A 4,311-nucleotide genomic window follows, 5' to 3' on the forward strand; every position below is an offset into this window, starting at 1 on the left:
TGTATAGATGGCGTAAAGAGGCATTGATTGCAATGTTAAGCCAACTGCAACAAGAAATTAGCTATCTGGAAAGAAAAATAACCTAAAAGAATAAAACCATTATGAAATTATTACAGAGCGGTCATAAATAGAATCATCAGAATTTTGATGCTATTGAATTTTTATCACTGCCCGCTCATATAATTTTAAATTGTGATCAATATTCCATATAAAACATTACCCTAATGAAAAAACAATAGAAAATGGAGTAAATTATCCAAATCTGTTGTTAATGCAAAGGATTCAACTGTCTTTTTACATAGCTCGATATTTTTAAATAATATAATCACATAGGGAAACATCTTGGGCACTTACACCACAACAGAAATAACTTACTGGAATCGTATGGTACCGGAACTGACTGTGACCGATTTTTCTGTTTCACTCAATTTCTACCAAAAAATATTAGGATTCGAAGTATTAATCCGGCGAAAAGATCCTGACTTTGCCTATTTAAGTTTAGGTGAAGCGCAATTAATGCTGGAAGCCCTTCATGATGAGGGTTGGAATACCGGAGAATTGAGCAAGCCTTTAGGTCGTGGTATTAATTTGCAGATTGAAATTTATGACATAAATCCACTACTCACCCATCTGCAAATTAATGGCATCGAACTTTATCGCCCGGCGAAAAATAATTATTACTGCATAGGCGACACTCAAGTCTGTCAGCGAGAATTCCTTGTGCAAGATCCCGATGGTTATTTACTTCGATTTAGCCAATATATCGAATAACAACCTCAATAATGCGATGTCATAAATGGCGTCAGTTGAAAATTTTATTTTACGGTAAAAATATGCCTGAGTTAATCAATCATTCTGGCTACCTTACACAATATTGGGGTAAGGCAAAAAAGAATCCCTATTCTGACGAAAATTATCACCTGCTGGCCTATCATTGTCTGGATGTTGCCGCCGTAGGCCAATTATTATTGGCACCACAAAAAAAACTGACGCAAGATCTGGCCGCTTTTTTACAGCTATCACCGGAATCATTGCAAAACCTGTTTTCATTCTTTTTGGCGCTGCATGATCTCGGCAAATTTGCCTCGGCGTTTCAGCAATTATATTCGCAAGAAAATACTGACCTGATTAAACCTGATCAGCGTAAGCCCTACGACTCCCGAAATTTCCGGCATGATCAACTGGGACTGTTTTTCTGGCGAAATATTCGGGATGATGTCCTGCTTTCATTGGTGGGAAACAATCAGCTACCTGCTGCCGATAACCCACTCTCTGCCAGAGAAAAAGACTTTGCCCAAGATAGCCTGATGGTTTTAATGCAGTGTATGCTCGGCCATCACGGGAAACCCATTGATGACGGTAAACACAGGGATATTGTTGATTTTACTGACCCCCAAAACAGTGATGACGCAACAGTATTTACCCATGATTTGCTGAAACTTTTTCAACCCCGCCTGCCACTGGCAAAACTGCTTTCAGGAGAATGGCAGCACAGTCTGAAACAAGTAAGCTGGCAACTTGCCGGCCTTGTCGTATTGGCGGATTGGATCGGCTCTGACAGTTATCATTTCCGTTATCAAACCCAAGCCCTGCCGTTGGCAGAATATTGGCGAATTGCCCAGAAACAGGCGCAAATTGCCCTGAATGGCATTGATCTCCATCATACACCGGTGATATCGCCTTACACCTCAATTCAAGATTATTACCACTTTTCGCCAACCCCACTGCAACAATGGGCAGAAGAAGTTCCGGTTGATGATTCCCCACAGCTTTTTATTCTGGAGGATGTCACCGGAGCCGGAAAAACAGAAGCTGCCCTTGCCCTGACTCATCGCCTGATGCAGACCGGTGCAGCGGACGGTTTCTACTTTGGCCTGCCAACCATGGCCACCTCTAACGCCATGTTTGGCCGCGTCGCTGAACACTATCATCGTATGTTCGATACTAAACGTGGCAAACTGCCCAGTATCGTTCTCGCACATGGTGCACGCGAGATGAATGATAATTTCCGTGACATCATCCTGACCTCCGAACACAACGACAGCGATTATGCCGGAGACGATACCACTGCAACCGCGCAGTGCCACCAATGGCTGGCAGACTCCAACAAAAAAGCCCTGCTGGCCTCGGTGGGCGTGGGCACTATCGATCAGGCATTGCTGGCGGTTTTGCCGAGAAAATATCAATCACTGCGGCTGATTGGGTTAAATCGCAAGGTCTTGATTTTTGATGAGGTACACGCCGCCGATGAGTACATGTTTGCCTTGCTGGAAAGTCTGTTAAGCCTGCACCTGCACCAAGGGGGTTCGGTGATACTGCTGACCGCCACACTTTCCTTAAAACAGCGTCAACGGCTGGTGGATATCTGGTTATCGGCCAGCGGCATAGCGCCACAGAAACTGCGGGAAACCGCTTTTCCACTGGCAACCCACGTCACGTTAGACCCGGAAAATCCCCTGCGTGAAACGCCCTTGCACAGCCGTGCAGATGTCAGCCGTAGCGTCGCGGTAAAGACCGTGAATCATCTGGATGAATGCGTACAGATCGCCCTGAATGCGGTGCAAAATGGGCAATGCGTGGTTTGGGTTCGCAACTCCGTGGATGATGCTCTGCAAGCCTTCCGGTTGATTCAGTCGCAGGTGGATCAGCCGGAAAATTGTTCTCTGTTCCACAGCCGTTTTATCCTGCATGACCGGAAACTGATCGAAAATCGGGTATTGAAGGCGTTTGGTAAGAAAAGCAAACCGGGAGCGCGACAAGGGAAGGTCCTGATTACCACACAAGTCTTTCAGGAGAGCCTTGATGCTGATACCGATGTGATGATCTCTGATATCTGCCCGATTGATGATTTAATCCAACGGGTTGGCCGCCTGCATCGACATACCCGCAATGCCGGGGGTGAATATCAGCCCGGTATCACCGACAGTCGCCCGGCGCCTGAATTATATCTCCACGCACCAGAATGGGATGAACAACCCAAAAGCGATTGGCTGAGTAACGATTTCCGCAATACGCAATATGTTTATCGTTCAGCCGGACGCTTATGGCTTGGCTTGCGTGAACTCCGGCACTTGGGGGCCATTCGTATGCCGGCTGAGGCGCGAACCTTGATTGAAGCGGTTTATGGTGAAGATGCCGATGAACAAATCCCGGATGCCCTCAAATTCAGGGATGATGACGCAATAGCAGAAGGCCGAAGCAAGGAGGCTGTAGCGCGATCACAAGCCCTGCAATGGCAACGCCATGAATATAGTCATCGCAGTGCCCGCGGTTGGTATGACGATAATTGCGATATCAGTACCCGATTCAGCGACAGGGAAACCGTCAATGTACTGCTCGTCAAGCTGACCGAAAGCGGTGAATTGATACCGTGGGTAGAGGATGAAAAATTCCCGGTTCAACTCAGCACCATCAAACTCCCCAAAAACAAATATGCCGATAAGCTGCAACCCGTACCAGAATCACTTGCTCAGGCGATAGCGCAGTTACAGGATAAATTCAAATCCGTCAAATACCTGCATATCTGGCTGCCAGAGAGTGACCCTAATTTTACTTATGATCCCATCATCGGTTTTTATCCTAAGCAGGAGGTGTTATGAACCTCGTTAAAGACGCATGGCTGACGTTTAGAATGAGAAATGGCGGCGAGGAAAAATTGCCCCTGACCGCAATCTGCAATCCCGCCGTGGTGGATTTTGCCCTGCCACGGGCCGATTTTCAGGGCGCGGCCTACCAATTGGCCATCGGGTTACTGCAAACCGTTTTTGCGCCCGAAGATAAGTACGCATGGCATGATTTTTATGAACACGCCCCGACGCCGGCAGATTTGCAAACCGCCTTTAACCGGGTAGAACATGCTTTTAATCTGACCGGGGAAGGCCCTCTGTTTATGCAGGATCTTGACTCGCTGGATAACGCAAAATCCACGGAGATTTCAGGATTACTGATCGAAGCGCCGGGAGCCAATACGCTTAAGCTAAATACCGACCACTTTATTAAACGTGGTCAATATGAAGTTATTTCCCCTGAAATGGCTGCCATTGCCCTGTTCACATTGCAGATTAACGCGCCGGCCGGCGGTGTCGGGCACCGGGTCGGGTTACGGGGCGGGGGGCCGCTGACAACCTTAATCCAGCCACAAGCATTCGATGCGTCTCTGTGGCAAAAACTCTGGCTGAATGTCATTCATCGGGCACATTGGCGTTACACGGAGCCGGATCTCAAGAGTGCCGATATTTTTCCGTGGCTGGGGAAAACCCATGCCAGTCAGGAAAAAGGGACAGAAATCTTCGCCCATCATGTGCATGAACT

At 47.3% G+C, this 4,311-nt stretch carries 3 protein-coding genes; all 3 read left to right on the plus strand.

Annotated features, from left to right (window positions below; translation table 11 throughout):
* Positions 1-384 precede the first annotated feature (384 nt).
* A complete protein-coding gene (locus PSI17_RS15960) occupies positions 385-771 on the plus strand; it encodes a bleomycin resistance protein (RefSeq protein ID WP_273552908.1) in 387 nt (128 codons plus the stop codon).
* A 62-nt stretch (positions 772-833) separates the two neighbouring features.
* Positions 834-3,599: a CRISPR-associated helicase Cas3' gene (cas3, locus tag PSI17_RS15965; RefSeq protein ID WP_273552906.1), complete on the plus strand. Its 2,766-nt coding sequence runs from the start codon at positions 834-836 to the stop codon at positions 3,597-3,599.
* Positions 3,596-4,311 (plus strand): type I-E CRISPR-associated protein Cse1/CasA (gene casA / locus PSI17_RS15970; RefSeq protein ID WP_273552907.1); only part of this gene is annotated, 716 nt, incomplete at its 3' end. The genes cas3 and casA, both read left to right, overlap by 4 nt.

Source organism: Xenorhabdus sp. IM139775, from assembly GCF_028598745.1.
Classification (GTDB): Bacteria; Pseudomonadota; Gammaproteobacteria; order Enterobacterales; family Enterobacteriaceae; genus Xenorhabdus.